General features: G+C 52.5%; 14 protein-coding genes and 2 pseudogenes. 10 read left to right on the forward strand and 6 right to left on the reverse strand.

Annotated features, from left to right (window positions below; all coding sequences use genetic code 11):
- Nucleotides 1-10 precede the first annotated feature (10 nt).
- From B036_RS34635 to arsS, 3 genes and pseudogenes are all read left to right on the forward strand, one after another.
- A pseudogene (locus B036_RS34635) lies at nucleotides 11-523 on the forward strand (metallophosphoesterase family protein); the annotation flags it as partial.
- A gap of 603 nt (nucleotides 524-1,126) precedes the next feature.
- A complete protein-coding gene (locus B036_RS34640; RefSeq protein ID WP_406603400.1) occupies nucleotides 1,127-1,462 on the forward strand; it encodes an arsenosugar biosynthesis-associated peroxidase-like protein in 336 nt (111 codons plus the stop codon).
- Nucleotides 1,463-1,554: 92 nt separating this feature from the next.
- Nucleotides 1,555-2,625 (forward strand): arsenosugar biosynthesis radical SAM (seleno)protein ArsS, encoded by a 1,071-nt coding sequence (arsS, locus tag B036_RS0121375; RefSeq protein ID WP_020570780.1) that lies wholly within the window; start codon nucleotides 1,555-1,557, stop codon nucleotides 2,623-2,625.
- A 272-nt stretch (nucleotides 2,626-2,897) separates the two neighbouring features.
- Here the strand turns inward: arsS and B036_RS0121380 are convergent, their stop codons facing one another.
- Nucleotides 2,898-3,530, reverse strand: a complete 633-nt coding sequence (locus B036_RS0121380; protein ID WP_245557497.1) for a deoxynucleoside kinase — start codon at nucleotides 3,528-3,530, stop codon at nucleotides 2,898-2,900.
- An 85-nt stretch (nucleotides 3,531-3,615) separates the two neighbouring features.
- Here B036_RS0121380 and folK point away from each other — a divergent pair, with 85 nt between their 5' ends.
- The 3 genes from folK to B036_RS0121395 all read left to right on the forward strand — a co-directional run bounded on the left by folK (nucleotide 3,616) and on the right by B036_RS0121395 (nucleotide 9,404).
- Nucleotides 3,616-4,101, forward strand: coding sequence for a 2-amino-4-hydroxy-6-hydroxymethyldihydropteridine diphosphokinase (gene folK / locus B036_RS30460; protein WP_020570782.1), 486 nt, complete (start codon nucleotides 3,616-3,618; stop codon nucleotides 4,099-4,101).
- 295 nt (nucleotides 4,102-4,396) lie between these two features.
- Nucleotides 4,397-8,311 carry a hybrid sensor histidine kinase/response regulator transcription factor gene (locus B036_RS0121390; RefSeq protein WP_020570783.1) on the forward strand — a complete coding sequence of 1,305 codons (3,915 nt, stop codon included), beginning with the start codon at nucleotides 4,397-4,399 and terminating at the stop codon, nucleotides 8,309-8,311.
- A gap of 349 nt (nucleotides 8,312-8,660) precedes the next feature.
- Nucleotides 8,661-9,404, forward strand: coding sequence for a hypothetical protein (locus tag B036_RS0121395; RefSeq protein ID WP_020570784.1), 744 nt, complete (start codon nucleotides 8,661-8,663; stop codon nucleotides 9,402-9,404).
- A 540-nt stretch (nucleotides 9,405-9,944) separates the two neighbouring features.
- Here B036_RS0121395 and B036_RS32465 read toward each other — a convergent pair.
- The 4 genes from B036_RS32465 to B036_RS0121420 form a co-directional block, all read right to left on the reverse strand.
- The gene (locus B036_RS32465) at nucleotides 9,945-11,600 is read right to left on the reverse strand and encodes a hypothetical protein (protein WP_020570786.1); all 1,656 of its coding nucleotides are present in this window, start codon (nucleotides 11,598-11,600) and stop codon (nucleotides 9,945-9,947) included.
- Between the two features lie 18 nt (nucleotides 11,601-11,618).
- Nucleotides 11,619-12,395 carry a T9SS type A sorting domain-containing protein gene (locus B036_RS0121410; protein ID WP_026232209.1) on the reverse strand — a complete coding sequence of 259 codons (777 nt, stop codon included), beginning with the start codon at nucleotides 12,393-12,395 and terminating at the stop codon, nucleotides 11,619-11,621.
- Between the two features lies 1 nt (nucleotide 12,396).
- Complete coding sequence (locus B036_RS0121415; protein ID WP_020570788.1) at nucleotides 12,397-13,053, reverse strand: hypothetical protein; 657 nt, start codon at nucleotides 13,051-13,053, stop codon at nucleotides 12,397-12,399.
- A 779-nt stretch (nucleotides 13,054-13,832) separates the two neighbouring features.
- A complete protein-coding gene (locus tag B036_RS0121420) occupies nucleotides 13,833-14,366 on the reverse strand; it encodes a hypothetical protein (protein WP_157472291.1) in 534 nt (177 codons plus the stop codon).
- A gap of 366 nt (nucleotides 14,367-14,732) precedes the next feature.
- Here B036_RS0121420 and B036_RS0121425 point away from each other — a divergent pair, with 366 nt between their 5' ends.
- Both B036_RS0121425 and B036_RS0121430 read left to right on the forward strand, forming a co-directional pair.
- Nucleotides 14,733-17,060 (forward strand): T9SS type B sorting domain-containing protein, encoded by a 2,328-nt coding sequence (locus tag B036_RS0121425; protein WP_245557498.1) that lies wholly within the window; start codon nucleotides 14,733-14,735, stop codon nucleotides 17,058-17,060.
- Between the two features lie 409 nt (nucleotides 17,061-17,469).
- Nucleotides 17,470-20,973 (forward strand): pyruvate carboxylase, encoded by a 3,504-nt coding sequence (locus tag B036_RS0121430; protein WP_020570791.1) that lies wholly within the window; start codon nucleotides 17,470-17,472, stop codon nucleotides 20,971-20,973.
- 138 nt (nucleotides 20,974-21,111) lie between these two features.
- On the opposite strand, the gene B036_RS0121435 is transcribed toward B036_RS0121430, so the two are convergent.
- Nucleotides 21,112-21,615 (reverse strand): hypothetical protein, encoded by a 504-nt coding sequence (locus tag B036_RS0121435; RefSeq protein ID WP_020570792.1) that lies wholly within the window; start codon nucleotides 21,613-21,615, stop codon nucleotides 21,112-21,114.
- 643 nt (nucleotides 21,616-22,258) lie between these two features.
- Between B036_RS0121435 and B036_RS0121440 the strand changes: the two genes are divergently transcribed.
- A complete protein-coding gene (locus B036_RS0121440) occupies nucleotides 22,259-22,975 on the forward strand; it encodes a hypothetical protein (RefSeq protein WP_020570793.1) in 717 nt (238 codons plus the stop codon).
- A gap of 51 nt (nucleotides 22,976-23,026) precedes the next feature.
- Nucleotides 23,027-23,493 (forward strand): annotated as a pseudogene (locus tag B036_RS33015) (tyrosine-type recombinase/integrase).
- Nucleotides 23,494-23,681: the final 188 nt, after the last annotated feature.

Genomic DNA, 23,681 nt, shown 5'->3' on the forward strand with positions numbered 1-23,681 from the left:
ACGAAGTATGATGAACGAACGTAACCTCGGGGCCCTGACCGGTCCCGTCCTGATTTTTGGTGGTGCTTACTCTAACCTGGATGCCCTCGTGGCGGTCCGGGCGGAGGCGGAGCGGCGGGGCATCCCGCCGGGCAATGTGATCTGTACCGGGGATACGCCGGGCTACTGCGCCGAGCCGCAGGAATGCCTGGATCTACTGGCCGCGTGGCAATGCCACGCCATTGCCGGCAACGTGGAAACCAGTCTGGTAAATGGAACGGATGATTGCGGCTGTGGCTTCGGCGACGGTTCGCGGTGCGATATGTTCGCCAAACTGTGGTACAACTATGCAGCTAAGCACGTCAGCCAGGCCAATCTTGCCTTCATGGCGGAGCTGCCAGATATGCTGCGTTTTACCTACGCGGGCCGAAAAGTGGTGGTGTTGCACGGCTCTCCGGAAAACCAGTCGGAATTCGTCTGGCGATCTACTTCAGCAGAAAAGAAAGCACAATTTTGCGCGGACGCAGGTGCAGCCGTAGTTGTTGGAGGGCATTGTGGGTTGCCGTTTGCACACGAACTGACGGAGCAAGAAACCCCATCTCCTCCCCGCGGAGGAGGGGCACCTGGGAACGCTGCGCGTTCCAACGACCTGCAACCTGCAACCAACCTGGAACCCCTGCAACACGAGCGTAGCGACCTGCAACCTCTGCAACGCGAACGAAGTGAGCTTATGCAACAGGAGCGTAGCGACCCTGCAACCTACCTTTGGCTAAACGCCGGCGTAATCGGCATGCCCGCCAACGACGGCACCCCCCGTACCTGGTTCATGGTCCTCAATGATGCTGAGGGCTTTGATTACGACTTTCACCCCCTGACCTACGACCACCGCGCGGCGAAGTCCAAGATGATCGACGATCGGCGGTTGCCCGTATCCTATGCGGCTACGCTGACTACCGGAATCTGGGACAATACTGAGATTATGCCCCCGGCCGAGGAAAGCCGCGAGGGCATCCCGTTGAATGCGGCGGTGATAAAGGCGGAAGCCGCCCCTGCTTTTTCAACTTCCCCTGCACCTGCGGCCGCGCCCGGAAAAACAGCCCTCAAGCAAAAAATGAACCTGGGCGAAATCACCAATAAGCAATCACCAATGAACAGTTATTCCGACCCTAAAGACCTCAAATCGTTCGGCAAGATCGTTGAATGGCAGGAGGACATGGGCAACAAATTCTTCGATTGGTACAGCGGTGTGACCGAAGGCGATACCGCGCTCAGTGCGCGCGAAAAAGCCCTCATCGCCCTGGCCGTCAGCCACGCCATCCAGTGCTCGTACTGCATCGATGCCTACACGACCAACAGCCTCCAGGCCGGTGCCGATGAAGAGCAGATGATGGAGGCCGTCCACGTCGCCGCTGCCGTAAAGGCCGGCACCACCCTGATCTACGCGCGGCAAATGCAGCGCCAGGTCGATAAAGTAACGATGTAATCAGGTTGCAGGTTACAGGTTGCAAGTTGCTGGCTCCCAAGAGTATCAGTGCCTTGTAACCTGCAACCCGCAACCCGCAACCCGCAACCAAAATGGCAATTAAGCAAAAAACAAAGTCCCTCTCCGTCACCGGCTCCCGCCTGAGCAGCACCTTCGTGCAACTCAACGTGCTGAACGGAAAGGACATCTCCGACGCGAAATTTCCCCGGTTCAGCGACAAGCTCGCCACCCTGGGGCATCAACCGTTCAAGCCCACAGAAATTGAAATCTTTCAGCTCAACATCGGTAAACTCTGTAACCAGACCTGCGCCCACTGCCACGTGGATGCCGGCCCGGATAAGAAGGCCGAAAACATGAGCATGGCGGACCTGGAAAAATGCGTGGAACTGATCGCAGCTACACCTACCATCCAGGTAGTTGACATCACCGGCGGTGCGCCGGAGATGCACCCCGGTTTCCGTTGGTTCGTGGAAGAATGTACGAAGCTCGGTAAGCGAGTCATCGACCGGTGTAACCTGACCATCATCATGGCCAATCCGAAATACCGGGACCTGCCCGAATTTTTGGCTAAGCATAAGGTACACGTGGTCTCCAGCCTCCCGTATTTCAGTAAAAAGCGGACCGATGGTCAGCGGGGCGACGGCGTATTTGAAGACTCGATCAAAGCCCTTCAGCTGCTCAACGAAGTAGGCTACGGCCAGCCCGGCTCTGGCCTGGTGCTGGACCTGGTCTTCAACCCCAGCGGCGCTTACCTGCCAGGTAAGCAGGAAGAACTGCAGGCAGAATTCAAACGGCAGCTCGACCGGAAGTTCGGCATCGTTTTCAACGAGCTGTATGCTATCACCAACCTGCCCGTCAGCCGTTTTCTCGATTACCTGATCGAAACGGGCAACTACGAGGAGTACATGCAGAAACTGGTAGACGCCTACAACCCGTCGACGGTAGAAAGCCTGATGTGCCGGAATACCGTTTCCGTCAGCTGGGATGGCTTTCTCTACGACTGCGATTTCAACCAGATGCTCGACCTGAAAGTGGCGGCCAAAGGCCAGCATCTCACCACCTTCGACGCCGACGAACTGCGGAAGCGAAACATCGTTATGAACCAGCATTGTTATGGGTGTACGGCGGGGGCGGGGAGCTCTTGTACGGGAGTGGTGGCTTAGTCTGGTAGTCTTGTGGTCTTATGGTCTTGTAGGCTACCGCGGGGGGGAAGCTCGCTGCGCTCGTAGGGCTCTCACAGAGGACGGCACAGAGGGACGGACAGAGGTAACTCGCCGTATTTGCGTTAATCCGCGCAACCTGTAAAAGTCAGCGATTCGAAAGCCTTTCCTTAGCATCATGCTTAATGCCTGAATGATTTTAATGGTTACTCCGAAGTAAGCCTCTTCTTAGTGCAGTCCTTAGTGTACTTAATGCCTTAGTGGTTAACAAATTCTTACAAAGCCACCGAAGTCATCCCCACCGGGTACTCCGCCTGCATCAAAGTGACCATCCGCTGGTAAAGGTCTTCGTCATCGGAAAAATTCTTATCTCCCAGCTCCAGGACGAGCACCGCTTGTTCTTTCTGGCTACCAAAGTAATTGAAGTAGGCTGCCTGAACGCTGGCTAGGTATTCGTCCTTAATTTCTTTCTCGTATTCCCGACCTCGCTTAGCGATATTGGCCTGCAGGGCCTCGACGGGGCGATGGAGGTAAACGATTAATTCCGGATTGGGAAAGCCGGCATCCATTACCTTGAAGAGTCGGGAGAAAAGCCGGAATTCATCTTCGGGCAGGGTATTACGGGCAAAAAGGAGGGTTTTTACGAAAATGTAATCGGCGATGACACCATTGGTGAAAAGATCCGTTTGGGCCAGTTCCGACTGCAACTGCTTGTGCCGTTCGGCCATAAAGAAGAGTTCGACGGGGAAGGCGTAGCGTTCGGGTTCCCGGTAGAACGGAGGCAAAAAGGGGTTGTCACTGAATTCCTCCAGGATCAGCCGGCGGTTCTGGTCTGCGGCCAGTCTGGAGGCGAGGGTGGTCTTGCCTGCACCGATGTTGCCTTCGATTGCGATGAAATTGGGTAACACGGTACGAATTTTAGTAATTTGGCTGGCGGCAATTATACGCCAATCACGGCGGATAAACGGAGGAACCATCAAATTACCTCAGCAAATGCACTTAACCATTGCCCTCGGGGCGAACCTCGGTGACCGGGAAGCCACCCTGGCCACTGCCCGTCAGCTTATTCAGGATCGGATCGGACCACTGCACGCAGTGTCTTCCCTGCAGGAAACACCGGCCTGGGGAAGAACTGATCAGCCGGATTTTCTAAACCAGGTCGTGGTGGTGGTGCTAAAGGAAGAGCTGGACAACCGGCTTGCCAATACTTCCACTTTATCGGTCGGGTTGCACCACCTGTTGGATGTTGTACAAAGTATCGAATCGGAACTTGGCCGGCAAAGAAAGGAACACTGGGGCCCACGGACCTGTGACTTGGACCTGATCTTTTTGCGGGATCTTCGTTTTGAGGACGAACGGCTAAGTTTACCACATCCCTGGTGGCGGGAACGGGATTTTGTGGGGGGGATTATTCGTCGGGAATTGGGATGGTTGTTGTTGGAGTACCCGGTGGGTGGTGGTCATAGAGTCCTTGTTTGAAGGGGGCTATCCGAATAATTTTTGGGGCAGAAGTCACCTAAAGCACATAGGAGAATGCTGCCTCCTTCCCTTTTCCAGGGCGCGGCCGCAGGTGCGGGGCAAAGGGACAAGAGGGCAGTGGGAGGAAATCCTTGCTTATTCATGTATGCATAACAAATTGCCACCAGATACTAACTCAGGAGCCGTTGGACGACTTAGGCCTGTGCAGTTTGTACTATACACCCCAATGCATTACCATACCACACTATTCCTCTCCAAATCGTACCTTTATTTTAGTCCCCCCGATAATCAATAAATGCAAACCCGTTATCCTCATTTCCTGTTGCGCCTGTTGTATCGAATTTTGGTCATAGGCCTGGTGATGATGACGGGCAGGGTGCTGCTTGCCCAATCCTCCGAAGATTATGCCATCCGCCATTACGGGGTTGCTGATGGTTTGTCCAATGAATGGATTGCTGACATAGAGCAAGACGCGGCGGGCTTCCTTTGGATCGCCACCCAGTACGGTATTAACCGATTCGATGGTAAAACCTTCACCCCTTACACTTACCGACCTGGAGACGATGCGGGGCCACAAGCTAACTGGACCAGACGCCTCTTAGCCGTCTCTCCGGATACGCTCTGGTTGGGCACCCTTGGCAAGGGCCTGGTGATGATGGATACGCGCCGGGAGCGCTTCGCGCCCGCCACCCAATCCGGTTGGCCAGACCGGGATGTCGTTGGAGAATTTTTTCGCGATCAGGCCGGACGCAAATGGGTCAGCTTTATCAAAGACCTTGCTTTCCTCCCTCCCAGCGACCAAAGCCCCGTAATTATTGCTGGAGACCGGTCTTACGGCATTGCCGAAGACCGGGAAGGGAGACTTTACGGTGCCGGGATCAAGGGATTGTGGGAACTGCTCCCCGAAGATGCCCGCCAACGAAAAATTGCCGATCACAAAGCTTACGATCTTCACCTGCTTAGCCCCGATAGCCTTATTTTCGTTGACGCCAACTCCGTCCGGCTCTTAGTCCAAAAGGACGGAAACTGGTCCTCCTCTTTCTGGAAGCAACCCATTACTTACGCGGAAAACGCCTTTATCTGGCCGCGTTTTGAGCAAAGCCCCGACGGCGAAATCTGGCTCGCGACGGGTAAAGAGGTCTGGTCTTTTTCTCCCGACCTGGCCAACTGGAAAAAATATGACCTGTCCGTCGTCCTCGGCGAGAAAGGCCGGGGATGTGAGGTCCACGAGGTTTTCTTTGATCGGGAGGGGACGATGTGGTGGGGAACGAACCGGGGCATATTCCAACTGCGCAATTCACCGAGATTTTACGATGATTCCCTGCGTAAGGCCGCTGGTAAATTGCCCGGCGTTCGGGAGGTATTGGTGGACGATAGTACCGTTTGGCTGGCTCTCCCAAGCGGCCTTTTTCGGTGGGAGCGAGGCGCTCAGGAACGCCCCCGACTGATCTCCGGCAACTACTACCTGGCGCTGCACCGGGCTCAGGATAGAATGATTTACGCTGTCTGGGAGCGCAACGGCAACCAGCAATTGATCCGCTTCAACGCCCGGACGGGAGAAAAGGAGGAAACCTTTCGTCCGGAAGGAAGTCTCTCGGAAGGAAGCAACTGGCGGATCGTCGAAGATCGGTCCGGACGCATTTGGATCGCTACCTGGATGACCCTCTCCGTCTATGACCCAAAAACGAATCAAATCACTAATTTGCAACCCAAAGTAGCTGGAGAGCCGGTGGATGCCGGGATTCTTGATATGATCATCGACCAGGAGGATAACCTCTGGCTGGGAACCATGAATGGAGGATTGCTACGGACGAAGAACCTTAGTCGGCTTCCCCTGGAGCAGTCGCCCGAATTCGAAAATTTTAAGTACGATCCAGCAGACAGAACCAGCATTAGTTCAAGCTTGATTCTGCAAATTCATCAGGGTGGTGATGGCACCATTTGGGTAGCTACGGATGGCGGCCTGAACCGTTTTGAGCCCGGAAAGCAGCGTTTTGAACGTTACCTCCGGAGTAATGAAATGCCCGACGATAAAATCTTGTCGATAGCAAGTACCAAAGAAGGGGACCTCTGGATGGGAACCATCAGCCACGGCATCATGCATTTTGATCCGGTAACGGAGAAGTTCCGCCACTTTATCGCTACGGATGGCCTGGTAGGAAACACCATGCTAATCAGTTCGGTATTCCAGGAAGAAGACGGAACGATTTGGATGGGTGGGCAGGATGGCCTGCAGGCGTTTAACCCAGCGGAAATTTCGTTAGAAGGCGAGGCGGCAGCCCCCTCCCTCATCTGGATCAGCACCCGCCTCATCGGAAGAGATTCCACCTCCGAAAATCGATTTCCTTACCTGGGCAGACAAAAAGATAACCCCCTTAAACTTTCCCCCGATCAGCACACGATCAGCTGGTCTTTCTCGACGCCCACTTACACGGAGCCCGAGGCGGTTCGCTATCACTTCAAATTGGCGGGCTTTCACGCAGCATGGCTGCCACCGCAAGCTGACGGCCAGTTAACCTTAAGTAATCTCCCCCAGGGAGACTACCAACTATTAGTGGAGGCCAGCCATACGGAGGAAGGATGGCGCGTGAAGCATCCTCCGATTTATCTGAGCGTCATCCCGCCGTGGTACCAGACACTGCTGGCCAAAGCCAGCTATCTCTTCCTGGCCATTGGCCTATTGCTATTTCTTTACCGGACACAATTGCGCCGCCGCCTGGCCGAGGCCGAGGGCAAACGGATTGAAGCCCTGGCGCAGGAAAAATTGAGCTGGTTCCAACGAATAGCCCATGAATTCAGAACCCCGCTCACGGTGATTGCGGGAGCCGTTGACCGGTCCCGAAACGATCCTGCTGCTGATCAGGAGCAACAACTGGGACTGATCGATCAACAGACCAATCACTTGAATGGGCAAGTGGGCCAAATCCTGGAAATGGCCAGCCTTCGTGCCGAGGGCTACCGCCTGCGCCAGCAATCAGGAGATATTGTTGCCTTTCACAAGTACCTATTCCATTCTTTCTCCACCCTGGCCGAAGCAAAAGGTATCGGCTTACGTTTCCATACGTCGGTGGAACGCTACTTCTTCGCTTTCGACGAAGATGCCTGGCAAAAGATAACGGGTAACCTGCTGGCCAATGCCATAAAATTTACCCAGGAAGGAGGAGAGATTACCCTTGATATTCAGTTGCGGGAGGAGGAGCTTTGTGTAGTGGTGAAGGACAATGGCCGGGGGATTCACCCCGACTTTCAGCGCCGGCTCTTCGAGCCGTTCACCCGTGAAGAGGTAGCATCAACGGGCACCGGATTAGGCCTGGCCCTGGCCAGCGAGCTCGTTGCCCTGATGGGCGGCCGCATTTCGGTAGCGAGTGCGCCGGGGAAAGGGGCCGTTTTTACCGTAGGCATTCCGGCAAAAGGGCAGCATGCGCCTGCGGCGCAGGCGGAGCCTGTTTTGGATATTAATAAGGATAAGCTTCCGCTACTTCTCGTCGCTGAAGACCACCCGGAGGTACTTGACTACATCGTCTATTGCTTAGACCAGGATTACCGCTTATTGACCGCGACCAATGGGGAGTCGGCCTGGGAGCTATGCCATAAACACCAGCCAGATCTGGTGTTGTCTGATCTGCTCATGCCCGGTAAGTCTGGCTTGGAGCTTGCGGCCGCCATTCGGGAAAATCCCGTCACCGACCATATTCCCATCGTCCTGCTTACGGCCAGAGCTGGTAGCAAATCCCGCCTGGAGGGGTTGGAAGCGGGAACGGATGCCTACCTGACGAAGCCCTTCCGCCGGGAGGAACTCATCGCAACGGTGGAGCGGTTAATTACCAGTAGGCGAAAACTAAGGGAGAAATACTTTGCGGGAGACTTCTCAGTGGAACCAGCGAGTGAACGAACGGATACTTTCGTACAATCGGTCGTTACGGCAATCGAGTCAAAACTGGGGGACGAGGCGTTTTCCGTAGAAGAGTTGGCCAGCCAGCTTCACCTGAGTCGGACCCAGTTGTTCCGAAAATTGAAATCATTGACCGGCCATTCGCCGAGCCTATTTATCCGAAAAGTAAGGCTGACTAAGGCCAAAAGTGATATTCTGGATACGGAGCTTACGATCGCGGAGATTGCCTATCGGTATGGCTACAAGGAGCCGGCCTATTTTTCGCGGGTTTACCGGGAGGAGTTTGGGGAGTCGCCTTCTGAGAGCCGTGGCAGATAAGGGGGTAATTTAGTGTTGGCATGCGGGATAGAAACTAGTTTAACTAGCTGGATAGAGCAAATTGATCATCACGCATTTATAAAAGGATTGGATGAATTATAATTTCTACCGCAGAACATCTTTACCCAGGGCGTGGGCTCCCCGTAAAAAGCAGCGTTGAATCTTGCATCTTTGCATCAGGTAACTTCCTGTATCCTCTCCTAGGATCTCAAAAAGCAAACAGAAGGGGTGACTTAATTAATTTTTGTGCTGAATACAGATTAGTTGAGTTTATCGGAGTCTGAGGTAACTCAGGTTTTGACTGGAGAAGTTACTCCAGAATGAATCTGCCTGACTTAAGTAAAATTCCATGAAAAGTAAACTAGACATCCGTTTTTACATAGTCATACTTGCGATCATACAATGCACGATCAGTGGATGTAAAGAAGATCCGGTCATGGAGGAAATAATTATGGAAGAGGAAGAAGACTTGTGTCCGTTTTCAATTACTCCGGATACGTTTTTTCTTACTGATGAGACTTTAGCAAAATTCCCTTATGACTTGGATGAGCCCGTAAACTCAGTGTATTACACAGACTCGACAGGCAATCTGTTTTTAGCTGATTTCCCGCGCAGTACTTCTTATTTCTCAAGAGGATTTTTCCCGAATACTGTTCCGTGTAATTATGACGCTTCTCAGGAGATAAGCATTACCGGGAAGTATCAGGCTGTTGAAGCAGAGATTCATATTGATGGACTAGGAATTATGTTTTCGCTTTGTTATCGGGTTAGGCAGAACATTGAAAGGTACGAAGAGCGGATTTCCAAAGAATACGGAAGTATATTCGTCACATCACTTCTGGACGCTGATGCCCCTTATTTTCTAAGGCCGATACCCCAGATAGGTTTTACGACAAACAATAACAACTGGCTAACCGTTGACCCAAATCCGACGCTTCCTGCTGATGAAGTTGTATTAAACGGTAAGTCCTACTTCGATGTCTACACCAGTGATATCGGGCAAGACAAGTTTTTGATATACTACAATTACCAACTTGGCCTTGTGGGGTTTGAGGATCAAAGGGATGGAATAGTATATACTTTGGTGGAGTAACGCCGCTTTTGTGAACCATTACTGTGCCTTGTTAATAGAGAAACAAACTTTAGGACGCCATTCGTCAGAAACGCTTTCCTCGCTGTAAGCTTCCCCATTATCCAAAACAAGCCAAAAGCCAAAAATGATCAGAATAATACTAATACTAGCCATCTTCGGAGTAACATTTATAATAGTCAAGTTCATAATGTCACTGGTCACAGATAAAAGCTGCCCAAGTTGTAATGGTCAGGGCTACTGGAGAGGAACCAGAGGGGATAATAATTTCTGTGAAGACTGCAATGGCAGCGGTCTAAAGTAAATATCAGTGGGCGTAAACCAAATTGTCGCGCTGACCGGTAGCACTGGAGTGCTTACGTCGGGTCAGCGCGACAATTTGGGTTACGCCCAGATCAGTTTGAGTGCAGAAATGCTTTAGGTAATACTGAATACTATCAATATCGGCTAAACAGGGCAATGACACTTACACCAGCCTTTGTTGAAAACATCAGCGCCCAGCTATCAAAAAATCATCATCGCCCCCGGCCCCCCTCCCAACCGCTACCGCACACACCGACAATTAATGCCTTCGGCATTATAACGCTCCACCGCAACCTCGCCAATATTCAATCGCATAACGTAGCGCCCTGAACTCGTTACAGTAGCGTATATTGGCCGGTCAAGAAGGGGTTCATAAAATGCATTGCTCAGCCGAGCAAAAGCACCACTAGAAGTCCACATAAATTCTGAACTGCTAATGATCCCGCCGGCAAACTGACTGGCTTGATCTAGGCTGGGCACCCCCCAATTGGAAAAACCGTCTTCGGTCAGAGTGCGGCAACGGTTCGCGCAGGCGGGATAGCTAATGTTCGGCACCTCACTGCTCAGTGCACTCGGAAATTGGCTCTGTTGTTCCATTTGCTCCCCCACGAAATTTTCGAGGTAACGACGGTTGACCGCGTGCTGCGGCCCCGCCGGATCCCCCAAATTTACGATCCGCAGGTCCGCCATGTTCACGTCCTGGCGGAATCGGAAAGTCCCGTCGTTCTGGACATCGAAAATGTCTTCGGAGGCACCAAAACTGTTCCCCGAACGCTGCAAGCGCAGCCGTCCGGATTCATTGACCATCCGGAAATCCTGGCCGATGGAATAGAGGTCTATACTGGCCGGGCCGTTGGTGCTTTCCACCCGGATCCGCTGGTCGTCCACGCCCCTTACGTGGATTTTTTCCGCAGCACCGCTAAAATTACCGACCGCCATCCGCCCGCTCGGCGTCAGAAACAACACGCCTTCCCCTTCCTCCTCGCCGAGATCGCTGCCGGTACGAAATGACAAAGCCCCCTGGCGGTTAACCATTCGCCAATCCGCCAACGCATTCCCCTCGCCCCGTAGCAGGTCGACGTAAGAACTTTGCGTACCGGTAGAGCGGATACTGAGGCCTACCTCTCCGGGGTCCTGCAGTGCGAGTCTACTCTGCGGGTCGAGTGTTCCGATGCCAACGTTGCCGGAGGAAGTGACCGTCATCTGGTCATTCGGCTCACCAGATTCACCGGTGAAGTTATCGGAAGTCGACTGAAATTTGAGCCGCCCGCCGTCGTTGATCATCCGGAAATCGGTAGAGGAAAAGGCACTGCTCCTGATCAATTCCAGGCCGACGATGCTTGCACCAAAGGTAGTACTTGCCACACGGAGAAACTGATCGTCGGGTCCAGCCAAATGTAACAAACGGTCCGGAGCATCCGTGCCAATGCCAACGTTTCCGTCTTCGTAAATAGCATCGTCGCCTTCCTTTGTCCATACTTTGGCGTCCAGGCTGGTGCCTGCGGCCAGCGCGTAGGGGACTGCCTGAAAAGGCGTTGTGGGGAGGGTCACACTTTCACCTTCTATATCCATGGTAAGTTCCAGAAAGAGCGGCGTTGTTGTCCAGTCAATGTCGGCGAAACCAGTAGGGTTGCCCTGCCCGATGACCAGGTGTAGCAGTCCAAATTTATCCGTACTTACGTCAATAAACCGTTCGGTGTAGACCGTCGCTCCGTTCGTGGGAGCGTCTTTGATCCGCACGCCTACGGTCATGGAGTATTCTGCCAGGATCTGACCGGCATCGTCGCGGGCGATGGCCTGGTAATTGATGCCCTGAGGGATCTGAGGAATTGGTGTATCCTGAGCGAATGCTGTTATGGTGATCAGGAAAAAGGTAAAAGCTAGCAGATATTTCATGGCTATGGGAGGTTTGTGTTATCGAAGAATGATGAGGCCGTTTTCGCTGCCCGTGGAGGTGCGAATCCGGTAGGGATAGCTGCCCGCTGGCAACATACTGAGGTCAATTTCGGCGGTGGGTCCTGGGGCTAAATCCTGCTGTCGGAGTAAGCGGCCGGCAGCATCAAACAGCTGCCAGTTAATTTGGCCGGTCTGGCCAGATGCAGAGATGATCCACCGCAGCCACCCAGCGCTTGGGTTGGGATAAAAGCGGATGAGTTGTCCGTTGTTGTCCGCAGAACGGTCAATCGTTTGTAGCGGGCTCAGGGTGACGGCACCGTCTACATCGAACTGCCGAATCCGGTAATACAGCAGGGCTGCCGGATAGCTTTCATCGATCCATTGGTAGTCAGCGGTGTTCCCGTTCCTGACGTTCAGTCGGGTCAAAAAATCAAAGCTCGTACCGTCCGAGCTGCGCTCAACGTCAAAATGAGATTCGCGGCCAGTTTGCGCGACCAGCCAGTTCAAGCGGTTACGTTTGCCATCGGCGATAGCGGTAAAGGATAGCCATTCCACCGGGAGGACTACGGAAAAAGTGTTGGGTTGCTGAAACCCCTGGGTGAGGAATTCCATATTGCCAATCCCTGGCGTCTGGACGCCAACGATGGGCTCGCCAAGGGAAAAACTTAGGTGAATACTGCCTGCTGTCACACTACTGCCGCCACTTCCAATCAGCACTGGTGTCAGGCTTTGGGCGCTGCCGCAGGTGCACAGGAGGATGGTTAGGAGCAGGGTTTGGATTAAGCGATGTCTCATCTTAATTGGCATTTGTTGCAAGGTTATCCAGGACGTAAGGGCAGCTGTCTTCCGCCCTGAAACGGACCGTTTTCAAGGTCTCGATCTGGTTGCCCAGTAAAGGCATCTTGGCCCATTCCCGGCCGTTACCGATTTCTTCACTGACCGCTATGTCGGCGTAGGAAGTACTACCGTTGGTTCCCTGGATGATGAAAACCACCGTGAACTGATGGACGACATCGGTCTGGAAATTGAATTGTGGCGGAGGTGTCGCGTTGCTGGACAGGACCTCCAAATCGTTTGCGTCAAAATGAAGCGTAAGCACGACCTCGTCGTCTTCATTCAGGAAGTCGATTAAGGTGTTAGCCGAAGGAGAGTTCACCTGAATTCCCTTCCAGCTTACGATGTAGCGACCGAAGGCATCGTGGTCCGCGAGCTCAAAATCAACCCGGTTGTTGATCCGTAAAGACTGGTTGGTAAGCTGGGGTTCCTGGACGGGGATCACCGTTGGGTGAACGAGGGCAATTCGATCACCATCCGGTTCGCCCGGGATGCTTCCCTGGAGGTTGGTGTTGATAATGTTAGGAGAACGACCGTCAAAGTCATCGCGTAACAGTGTTGTCAGGCAGCCGCTTGAGGTGATCAGCAGCAAGCACATGAAGGCATATAATCGGTACATGGGAATGGGTGGTTGGTTATTCCACAAAGCTGCGGCCAACGGCCTCCGGACCGATGATACTTAGGTTGCAAAGGCTTATACTGGGGTTGTATTTTGGGGTTAGTACAGTGTAAACTAAGTTTGTTGACTTAGGTGTGGTGGATTTTGTCGGCTAACGACGTCGCCAAAAAGCAACACTTTTTTACGTTCAGGGCGAGTGGGCTATGCCCCGAGTGTACATAACAAATTGCACAAATTGAAGCTTTTCGGTCCGGACGCCCGCGGGGCCCTTAGCCTTCTCACTGCTACGCAGCTTCAGGCACGGGACGCCACGGGGTCCTAACTCGCTCAGGACCCATAGCGTCGGCCAAACCCTGAAGCGGAGCGGAGGGGTTGGTTGACCTACGGGCGTCCGAACTCATCCACTAAGTGACTATTACTAACCGGTTGTGCATTTCGTTATACACACATGCCCCGAGATTTCTCGGGGCATAGCCCACTCGCCCTAAGGGATGGCCTTCATCATTTGAGGCTAAAATTCACCAGTGCCTGTTATGTTGACATATTTAAATTACACTGTATTAGTGGATCGTTTCAGAAGTTTACAGCGTTAATTGATTACCTGTAAAGGTAAGCCTCGTCCGCACGGGGTAAGTCACAAACTTCTGAAACGATCCGCTGGGTTTACCGGTAAGCATTATCCTTAGGCTCCAGGGTTTGGATGTTGATGCAGACCAGAACCTTGCTTTTCAGGTCTCTTCCCCTGTACCTGCGGCCCCGCCCTGATGATCGGTATTCGCCTACCTGGCGAGATAATGAAACTCCCGCTCCAGCTCCTTTTTCATACGCCTGACGGCGTACCGGGCCATGAAAAATGGTATCCAAAACATCAATGCCGCATGCGGAATCAGGAATAAAGCCATGTAGAAAGGAAAGTCTGAATTGGCAGTAGAAACCAACAAAATCATAATTGCAAACAAGAGGTAGAATCCAGTAATGGCGATGATAAATATCTTCAATGATTTACCGATACCGTGTATCTTACTGGTGATGGTCAGGCAATCCCGATTCTGGACAAATTTTCCGGTAACGTAGGCCATACTAAAATTCGGCTCGAACATTTTTCGGCGTCTTCTGATCTCAAACCCTTCCGATGTGACCTTGCCAATGAAATCATTTTCGCTGGAAGAAAAAGCCTCGAAGGGGTTGCCAATGGCACCGGTAGATCCCTCGTCAACCACCTTGCGCAAACGTTTGGAGAATTCCATTTTATCCATCTCCAGCTCGGTAGTATGGTAGCCGATAAGCTTATATTTTTCGAGGAGGTTGTCCATTGTCGCAGGGAGGATTGGATTTTTATTGGTTACGGTTAGCCCAAGGTATAGAATATCAATGATATTTGGTCTGGTTGAAAGACGGAGGGCGGAGAACAATTCCATTAGATGCTAACTGATAAGCCGTCGGACGGAGTTTTTACCGACTGCGTCAGGTAAAAACGATCCGTCAGACAACGAAGAATAGCTTGGGTAATGTGCATTGATTATCGGATTTTCCCCGGCAATACGCTATTTCATTCTTGAAGACACCAATCCTTTTCGCGGCATTCGTTTATTTTAGTTCAGCTAACTTTAGCCCACCGGTACGCAATTTATTTGCGGCAGTTTAAGATGATTACCCGCATGCGTTTACCTCCATTTATCTTGTTCATTCTTCTGTTTTCAGGAGGTAATGTCTTCGCCCAACCCGAACCCTGTGGCGATACTCCCGCAATGACCTCTAACTGTCTGGATGCCTGCGCAATTTGTGACATTGACGGTTTCAGGGGGCGTAATAACTCTACGCTGCGGGGGCAGCGGGTAGATAATTTCTGTACCACCTTTAACCACAATATGGGCTTCGTCGCCTTCATTGCAGGCACGGAAAACCTGAGTATAGAAGTGACGGTGGAGAACTGTAACCCAGCCTTTAATTCGGGGCTGGAAATCGGATTGTTTGAAAGTTTTGATTGCGAAACGTTTGTACCTGTCTCCGGCTGTAACACGGATGTAGCGCCAAATACAACGGTTCCCTTTAGTAATACTGTCCCCCTGGTCGTAGGCCAACACTATTACCTGATCATGGATGGATCAGGAGGAGATGTTTGTGATTGGGTTTTTAAGGTCGTTGAGGGCAGCACTGCGGTTGGGCAATTAACTACTTCCGGAACCCTGTCCAATATTCCCGAAACCTGCCCCGGTCTGCCAACACATTTTGAGGCTGCCAATACTGAGGCCGGAGCAGCCTTATTCCATTGGGAAGTGGACGGGCAAAGGCAGCGAACTACCAATCAACCAGAAGTAGACCTGAGTTTTCCGTCTGATGGTAACTTTGAAGTTTGTGTCGTTGCCGCTAACGTTTGTGACGAAGCCCCAGCAAGCTGTACGACCATCAACGTCCGTACCCCCAACGTCTTCCGGTTGGATACGACCATCTGCCAGGACCAGTTCATCACAGTTGCAGACACCATTTTGCGCACGTCAGGCGCCTACGACTTTGTCGTCGTATTACCTAATGGCTGTGACAGCATGATCTTTGTAGCGCTGGAGGTACTGCCACAGGCCCGGGAGTCAATTGATGTCAACCTCTGCGTAGGAGATGAATTTTTTATTGGTGATACCCCATATTCGACTACCGGCGTTTTTCAAGACACCATCATGACGGTAGCTGCCTGCGACAGCATTGTCACCCTTGACTTATTCATGATTGAATGTGAAATAAGAGGAGCTACGAGGTTTCTCCCGCCAAGGTGCCGTGGCGAAGCCACGGGGCAATTGATCTTTTCTGTAGAAAACGGAACCCCACCGTTTTCCTACGATTGGAGCAATATTCTGGAGCCAACAGTGGGTGGGGCAGGGACAACTATTTTGTTTCAGGATAATGCCATTGAAGGTGTGCCTGTAGGGACGTATGAAATCAATGTCAGGGACGACTTCGGAAATGATGTTGTCTTCTTTCAGGAAGTCATGGAACCTACTGAGCTTACGGTCATGGCAGAGTCGAGGCAGATCGATGAATATAACCTGAGCTGTTTTGGCGGTGCAGACGGGGAGGCAACAGCTTTGGGTATGGGAGGTGTACCTCCTTATGCTTTTGCCTGGAGCGATACACAGGTTGGGGCCCGGGCTTCGGAGCTGATAGCAGGGACGTACATCGTTAATCTGACGGATGCAAACGGTTGTGTCCGTTCGGCCAGTACCGCAATTGTACCGCCACCAGCTATTGATTTTAGCATTGATTTTACGGACCCTAACTGCGACGGATTGGAAACCGGCATTGTGGGACTTTCCGGTGTTACCGGAGGTACGCCACCGTTTACAGTTGCACTGAACGGAGGAAACTTTGACACGCTCCTGCAATATGAAGCGTTGAGCCCGGGGAACTATACACTGGTCATCAAAGACGATAACGGCTGCATTGCAGACAGTAGCTCAGTGCTTACGGCGGCAGATATCCCCGTTATTTTTCCGTGGGAACGACTAGTAACCCAGCTGGGTTGCGACATCATTATCCCAACCTTACTCAACAATACAAGTGTTGCCTCCCTGCGCTGGGACGACCCAACGGGTACGCTGGATTGTGATACCTGTCTGCAGCCCCGTGTACTGCCACTGGATAACAGTTTGTACGTATTGACGGTCATATCTGACGATAATTGCTCAACGACAGATTCCCTGACCGTACGTGTTGAGAAAAACAGAGAGGTTTACCCGCCTACTGCCTTCTCCCCAAACGGAGATGGAGTGAATGACAGCTTCACTCTCGGCCTGGGAAAAGCAGCCGTAGCATTACAATCATTACGGGTTTTTGACCGGTGGGGCGGTCAGGTGTTTGGGGGCTCAGACCTGCCCGTAAACAGTAATGGTGCTGGCTGGAATGGACGGGTTGATGAAGCACCCGCTCCGCCAGGAAGCTACGTCTGGGTGGCAGAAGTACTCTATTTGGATGGGGTAATACTGCAATTCCAGGGCGAAGTGATGTTGCTAAGATGACCTGAGGCACACCAGGACATTTTGGCTCCCTCTCCGTTGAGCCTCAGGCAAAACGCACTGGACGCGTCGCTTGGGGTAAAGGGGGCCCAAGCGTAAGCAGGGGTTAGGTCGAAAACCAAAAATGTTCAGTAGTATGGACCTGAGGTTAATCGTGTAGAAAAGCATCTCAGCTTTCTAACGGCTCTTTTATCCTCTCCCTTGCACCTGCGGCCGCGCCTGATTTTATCAGCATTGGAACCTTTGCCCCTGCTCCTTTTCCGGCGCAAGAGGGTGTATTGTTTCCCCCAAACAATCTACAAGTCGTAAATCAGGAAGAAAGTTTGAATATAAAGCTAAGCACTATTCTTTACTGTTTTTCACTTTGTCAGAGGTTTGCGTCCTATCTTGAGCCTTACCCAATCAACACTTTATGTCTGAAGTCAATATCACTCGTTTTAAGAAAATATTAGTTGCAAACCGTGGCGAAATCGCCATTCGTATCTTGCGGGCAGCCAGTGAGTTGAAGCTACGGACGATGGCCATCTACACCTATGAGGATCGTTACAGCTTACACCGCTACAAAGCAGATGAAAGCTACCAAATAGGACCGGACGATGAACCGCTGCGTCCCTACATTGACATCAAAGCAATCATAAAACTAGCCGTGGAGCATAAGGTGGATGCCATTCATCCCGGTTATGGTTTTTTGTCGGAAAACGTAGATTTTGCCCGCGCTTGTCGTGATGCCGGTATTGCTTTTGTCGGTCCTGCACCAGAAAGCATGGACCAACTCGGTGATAAAGTCGCCGCCAAAAACTTAGCCCGAAGAGTAGGGGTGCCACTGATTCAGGATAGTGATCAGGACATCTCGGACCCGGAGGTGGCCGCTTCGGAAGCTGCCAGGATCGGCTATCCCGTCATCATCAAAGCAGCCAGTGGCGGCGGTGGTCGGGGTATGCGCGTTGTTCGTAACGAGAAAGCCCTGAAAGTAGAAGTGGTCGATGCCGCAAACGAGGCCGAGAAGGCCTTTGGTGATGGTACCATCTTCCTGGAAAAATTTATCGAAAACCCTCGCCACATTGAAGTGCAGCTGCTGGGAGACCACTACGGAAACCTGGTGCACCTGCACGAACGGGATTGTTCGGTACAGCGCCGATTCCAGAAAGTAGTGGAGGTGGCACCCGCAGCCAATCTCAGCGATGAGGTAAAAGACAAACTCTATAAATACGCCCTGCAGCTCGGTAAAGCCGTGGGGTACTACTGTGCCGGTACCGTCGAATTCCTGGTTGACCAGGATGATTCGATCTACTTTATCGAGGTGAACCCCCGGATACAGGTGGAGCATACCATTACGGAAGAAATTACGGGGATTGACCTGGTCCGTACGCAATTCCTCGTCACGATGGGATACCCCCTGGATCACCCAACGATCTTTATCCGGGACCAATCCGACGTTCAGGTCAACGGCTTCGCCGTTCAGTGCCGGGTAACCACCGAAGACCCTTCCAACGACTTCAAGCCGGACTACGGAACTTTGATCGCCTACCGCTCAGCGAGTGGTATGGGCATCCGGCTGGATGCCGGCTCGGCCTTCCCCGGAGCAGTCATCAGCCCGTACTTCGACAGCCTTCTGGTAAAGGTGACCGGCACCGGGCGGACGCTCGAAGGGGCGGCCACCCGCCTGCACCGGGCACTGCGGGAATTTCGCGTACGGGGCGTTAAGACCAATGTCGGTTTCCTGCTGAATTTACTGGAAAACGAAGATTTTCAGAAGGGTAAGGCGACCGTTCGCTTTATCCCTGAGCACCCGGAGCTGATGAAGCCCCACAATTTCCGCGATCGGGGCACCAAAATGCTCACGTATCTGGCGGACGTGGTCGTGAACGGAAATTCCGACGTGAAAAACCCGGATACGAAGCGAACCTTCCTCAAACCAGTCGTCCCGGCATTCGATCTCTACGCGGAGATGCCCAAGGGCAACCGTGATAAGCTCAAGGAGCTCGGTCGCGACGGCTTTGTCGACTGGCTTAAGGCAGAGAAGAAAATCCACTACACTGATACGACTTTCCGAGACGCCCACCAGAGCCTCCTTGCCACCCGCATGCGGATGATCGACATGCTCAACGTGGCCCGCAGCTATGCGGTGAACCAACCGGCCGACCTTTTCAGTATGGAGGTTTGGGGTGGAGCAACCTTCGATGTGGCCATGCGCTTCCTCAAGGCCGACCCCTGGCGCCGGCTCCGGAAGATCCGGACAGCAATGCCAAATACCATCCTCCAAATGTTGCTGCGTGGAAGTAATGGGGTGGGGTACAAAGCTTATCCGGATAACCTGATCGTGAAGTTCATCGAAGAAGCTGCTGCTGGCTTCCCGATATACGGCGAGGATAATAAGCCTACGGGCGAGATGACCGGAGGTATTGACCTGTTCCGAATTTTTGACTCCCTCAACTGGATCAAAAATATGGAGGTCAGCATCAAGACCGTCCGGGAAAACACCGACAGTCTGGCGGAAGCCTGTATCTGCTACACGGGAGACATCACCGATCCGAAAAAGACGAAGTTTACACTAGACTACTACGTTAAACTGGCTAAGCAACTGGAAAGTGCCGGTGCGCACATCCTGTGTATTAAGGACATGGCCGGTTTGCTGAAACCATTGGCCGCCACGGAGTTGATCCAGGCGCTGAAGGAGGAGACGAACCTGCCGATTCACCTGCACACCCACGATACGAGCGGTATTCAGAGTGCTACTTACCTGCGGGCCATCGAGGCTGGTGTCGATGTGGTCGACGTGGCCATCAACAGTCTCTCCGGTCTGACATCTCAACCAGGCTACAACTCCATCGCCGCCATGATGCAGGGGCATGAACGGGAAAACCCCGTTAACCTGCCGCTGCTGAATGAGTATGCCGATTACTGGGAGACGGTCCGGAGCTATTACTATCCCTTCGAGACGGAACTCCGGGCGGGTACGGCGACCATTTATGATACCGAGATTCCTGGCGGACAGTATTCTAACTTACGGCCCCAGGCCCGCGGCCTCGGACTTGAAGACCAGTTTCCCACCATCCGGGATAACTACTCCGCCGCCAACGAACTGTTCGGTAACCTGGTGAAAGTGACGCCCTCCAGCAAAGTGGTAGGCGACATGGCCATGTTCATGACTTCTAATGGTCTTACCGCCGAAGACGTCATTCGCCGCGGGGCGAAACTGGACTTCCCCGACAGTGTCAAAAACCTGATGCGCGGGGACCTTGGCCAAATAGAAGGCGGCTTCAACGCCGAAATACAAAAGCTGGTTCTCAAAGGAGAAAAGCCCTTTACCGACCGCCCCAATGCCCACCTCGAACCAATTGATTGGAAGGAAGCCACGGCGGAATACACGGAGAAGTTTGGCGTTAAACCAGACGACAAAGCTTTGCTTGCCTACCTGCTTTACCCGAAAGTATACGCTGATTACTTCGCCTTTGAAGAAGAGTTTGGTCAGGTGGCCAACCTGCCGACTAAGGCCTTCTTCTATGGCCTCAAGTCCAACGAAGAAGTACTGGTGCGACTGAGCGCGGGAAAGACAATTACCGTTAAGTACCTCAATAAAACCGTACCCGACGATCAGGGTAACCGCCTTGTGTTCTTCAGCCTCAACGGCCAGACCCGCAGTATTACGGTGCGCGACCGGACTTTGAACAAGGAGATTAAAGTCAACCAGAAGGCCGTAGCCGAAGGCGAAGTAGGCAGCCCGTTGATGGGGAACCTTAGTCGCATCTTAGTCAAAGTCGGTGATCAGGTAAAATCGGGAGATCCACTCTTTATCATCGAGGCGATGAAAATGGAATCAACCATTACCAGCCCGATTGATGGAGAAGTGCAGGCCATTTCACTGAAGGAAAAAACGTTGGTGGATACGGATGATTTAGTGGTTACTGTGGGGTAGTGGGGCGAGTTGTCGAGTTATCAGGTGTCCTGTTTTCAAGGTTGTCAAGTTTTCAGGGGAGGGTGTCCGGGCCTTAAAATTTGGAGGGGAATTCGCAAACCCGATAACTTGACAACCCGACAACTTGAAAACTCGACATCACTCCTTCCGCCGGTAAATCCCCAAAAAAGCCACCTGTAGCAATGTCCCGTCGGTCCCGACGATGTCCCATTTTTGGGTAACGGTCCCATCTTCATTGGCCGTCCAGGTAATTTCATTGTAGAATTTGGCGCCAGTGCGGCCGGTTTGTTCGGTGGACCGCATTGTCATCACCCCGGGTACGGCCGTTCCCTTTAGCACGAGAGGTCGCCCGGCATTGTCCATCCAGGTCTGGTTCCAGGTGGAATCCTGGTAATTATAGTGGTTGAAGCTGCGGCCGGTGGAACCGCTGGCTCCTCGCCAGTGCTCGGTCAAAACACAACCGTTCTCCAGTTTTTCAATGGTATTTTCTCCAACTATGGTGCCGGAGGTATCCACGACTTCCCAATCGCCGACCCAGAAGTCGAAGGCCCGAAAGGCTTCGTTGCAGCAGGGGCAGGGGGTGGTTTGGCCGCAGAGGGGGCTTAGCGTAAAGAGTAGCAGTAAAATGGGTAGAATCCGCATGTCGAGTGGGCTGGTTGATAAAGATTGGCTGCCAGGGTAACGGGAAGAAGGACAGTTTTGCTGCTTTAGGGTTGCGTCAGAAGGGCGCGGGGATTTATTTGATTCCTGACCGTTTGTTGCCTAATCAAGGGGCGCGGCCGCAGGTGCAATGGAAAGTTTTAAAGGAGCAGTGGAGGAGGCTGAAGTCACCACTATTCTCCGCGCAACTCCGCCGCTCCGCGCGAGAATGAGATAAGTCTTCTTGCGGAGAAATGGAGAAAGGCGGAGTTAGCAGACCTAACCATAAAGATTCGGGATACGGTCGCCAAGTGATCGGTAGTGTTTCCGGGCGCTCAGCGCCACGTAATTTTCCGTGTACTTAATTGAAATGCAAAACCGGCTAGAAATAGTCAAGTAGGCGAGTTCGGACGGCTAAAGGGTGATCTCAAGTTGTCGGGGTGTCGGTCTTCAGGGCTATCGGGTTGTCTTGGACAACTGTTTTTCGAGCAGCCTCAAAAACCTTGAGTCCCAGACAACCGGACAACCAAATAACCCGACAACTTGACACCCTGAGAACTTGACAGCTGGACATCCTGATAGCCCGACAAGAGGATAATTCTACTTTTCTCCCATTAAGTGTCCGGGCGCATTATACCTTCGCGCCATGCAGCCCATCTCGACCTACCTCAACGAAACCTCCGTTTTTACCTACGAACTATCCATTCGGGTAAATTCCAAGACCTATATCGACCGGATCATCGCCTTCGAGCGGGCGTTCCTGACTCTGGGAGAGGAGTATGGCTTCTTCGTAGCCGTACCCTTCAAGTCCGGTATCCACTTGAGCCTCGGACCGCTGCTGGACAAATACGAAAAAGAACGCCACATCAGCCTGGAGCAACGCAAGACCGAGGCGATCAGCCTGCTTAATTTTCAAGAGTCGAAGTACCTGCGCAACCGCGTCGCCTACGTTGGTCTCGACGTGCGCGGTGCTGAGTTCACCGACGGTGTCCCCGTAGCCCCCATCGACTTTACTGACGAAGAACAACTCCGCGAGGCTCGCAAAATGATGGAGCTCATCCCCCTAACCGGCCCCCTGTACGAAGACCTGATGGATGAGTTTTACTGGGAGGAATACCTCAAAGTCCGCATCCGTTCCTCCGCCAACATCTGGCTGGAAACCCTCCCGGCCGTTGATGATTTCTCCGATGAGCGGGACAACCGGGCGGTTGCGGGTAGGGTAGTGCCCGTTTTCAACGCTTTTCTGCGGGCGCTGCGCGCCCTGGCGGAGGCGGACCATGGCAGCGTTACGCTGGTGGACACTTTTTCGGATTTGGTTACCGAGGAGGGGGTTTTGTTGGGGGGGGAGGTTGTTTTTGAGTGATAGCTGGGTTAGCTATTTGATGCCGCGGACAATCTTAAGCACCGATGCATTTTGAAAACTATCTATAGCGGGGGACTTCGTCTAAGCGAAGTAACCAACCTTCGAATTGCAGATATCCACTCTGATCGTCTGCAAATTTTTGTGCACGGTGGTAAAGGAAAGAAGGATCGTTATACTACTTTGTCCCAAAGCCTGCTGGTTGAACTAAGACTTTATTTTGTGGAATACCAACCCAGGTATTGGCTATTTGAGGGGCAGACCGGCGGTGAGTACAGCGTTAGGAGCGTCCAGGCTATATTGAGGAAGGCCGTTATAAAAGTAAGATCAATTCCTACGCTACGGTACATACCTTGCGACACAGCTACGCTACTCATTTGCTAGAAGGAGGTACCAGTCTTCGCCACATACAGGAATTGTTGGGTCATGCCAGCAGTCGGGCGACCGAAATTTACACGCACGTAAGCAACGAAGAAAGCGCGCGGATCGTAAGCCCGCTGGACCGCCTGAAAAAGGAGTAATGACCGCTGGTTGGCGTTGCGTAAACACTGCAGGATAATGCTTCGTTAACGAAAACCCGCCGGTACCCGACAATGAATGATGCTGTTTTGAATAGGTTGCGTAAACACTGCGGGATTTGGTTGGATTTGCGTATGTTTGGGGAGGCAGATAGTTGCTGTTTACGCATGTTGGCGGGTAGCGTGTTGTT

This window comes from Neolewinella persica DSM 23188 (assembly GCF_000373105.1).
GTDB classification, from domain to species: domain Bacteria; phylum Bacteroidota; class Bacteroidia; order Chitinophagales; family Saprospiraceae; genus Neolewinella; species Neolewinella persica.